We start from the raw sequence: 1,465 nt of genomic DNA, 5'->3' as shown, positions 1-1,465 counted from the left end.
TTGTCAACTGGGCATTGTTTGCGCGTCCCACGCGGTGGGGCACGCGGCCAGTGTCTGGCGCAGTACCATGTTCTTTAACAATCTGGAAGAAGCACAACAATGTAAATATCATGGTCAACTTAAGTGTTGGCAATGGGTAATTTACGGGTTGTGATTGCAAAATCAATTGTTCAAAAGTTCTTAAGATTCAAGCAGGGCAAGGCCGCAAGGCGTTGTTCTACTGAGCCTTTAATGGAATTGAACGGCACAAACACGCGAAACTCAATTCCTGTAACCGAGCGCAGTCTGCAAAGTTATAGGATCAAGCGAATAAGTGCATATGGTGGATGCCTTGGCGATCACAGGCGAAGAAGGACGTTGTAGCCTGCGAAATGCTGCGGGGAGCTGGCAAACAAGCTTTGATCCGCAGATGTCCGAATGGGGAAACCCACGGCAGCGATGCCGTACCGTACGGTGAATACATAGCCGTACGGGGCGAACCGGGTGAACTGAAACATCTCAGTAGCTCGAGGAAAAGAAATCAACCGAGATTCCGGCAGTAGCGGCGAGCGAAACCGGATGAGCCTTGACGATTTAGCGCTTCAAATAGTCGAACAGTCTGGAAAGGCTGGCCACAGCATGGTGATAGCCCTGTAGACGAAATTTGGAGCGTGGAACTAGGCGTCAGACAAGTAGGGCGGGACACGTGAAATCCTGTCTGAACATGGGGGGACCATCCTCCAAGGCTAAATACTCGTGATCGACCGATAGTGAACCAGTACCGTGAGGGAAAGGCGAAAAGAACCCCGGAAGGGGAGTGAAATAGATCCTGAAACCGTATGCATACAAACAGTCGGAGCCTCTTTATGGGGTGACGGCGTACCTTTTGTATAATGGGTCAGCGACTTACATTCAGTGGCAAGCTTAACCGAATAGGGAAGGCGTAGCGAAAGCGAGTCCGAACAGGGCGTCTTAGTCGCTGGGTGTAGACCCGAAACCAGGCGATCTATCCATGGCCAGGTTGAAGGCACGGTAACACGTGCTGGAGGACCGAACCCACTAACGTTGAAAAGTTAGGGGATGAGCTGTGGATAGGGGTGAAAGGCTAAACAAGCCTGGAGATAGCTGGTTCTCTCCGAAAACTATTTAGGTAGTGCCTCACATGATTACTGCCGGGGGTAGAGCACTGTTATAGCTAGGGGGTCATGGCGACTTACCAACCTATGGCAAACTCCGAATACCGGCAAGTACAGTGTGGGAGACAGAGCACCGGGTGCTAACGTCCGGACTCAAGAGGGAAACAACCCAGACCGCCAGCTAAGGTCCCTAAAACGGGCTAAGTGGGAAACGAAGTGGGAAGGCATAGACAGTCAGGAGGTTGGCTTAGAAGCAGCCACCCTTTAAAGAAAGCGTAATAGCTCACTGATCGAGTCGTCCTGCGCGGAAGATGTAACGGGGCTCAAGCCAGTTACCGAAGCTGCGGGTG

The 1,465-nt window shown here is 51.7% G+C and carries 1 rRNA gene; it reads left to right on the top strand.

From position 1 onward, the window contains the following. Positions 1–299: 299 nt before the first annotated feature. A 23S ribosomal RNA gene (locus CCA01S_RS15030) occupies positions 300–1,465 on the top strand; the annotation flags it as partial.

The organism is Castellaniella caeni NBRC 101664 (assembly GCF_001592225.1).
Lineage (GTDB): Bacteria > Pseudomonadota > Gammaproteobacteria > Burkholderiales > Burkholderiaceae_B > Castellaniella > Castellaniella caeni.
This window is presented reverse-complemented; position numbering and strand designations above follow the sequence as displayed.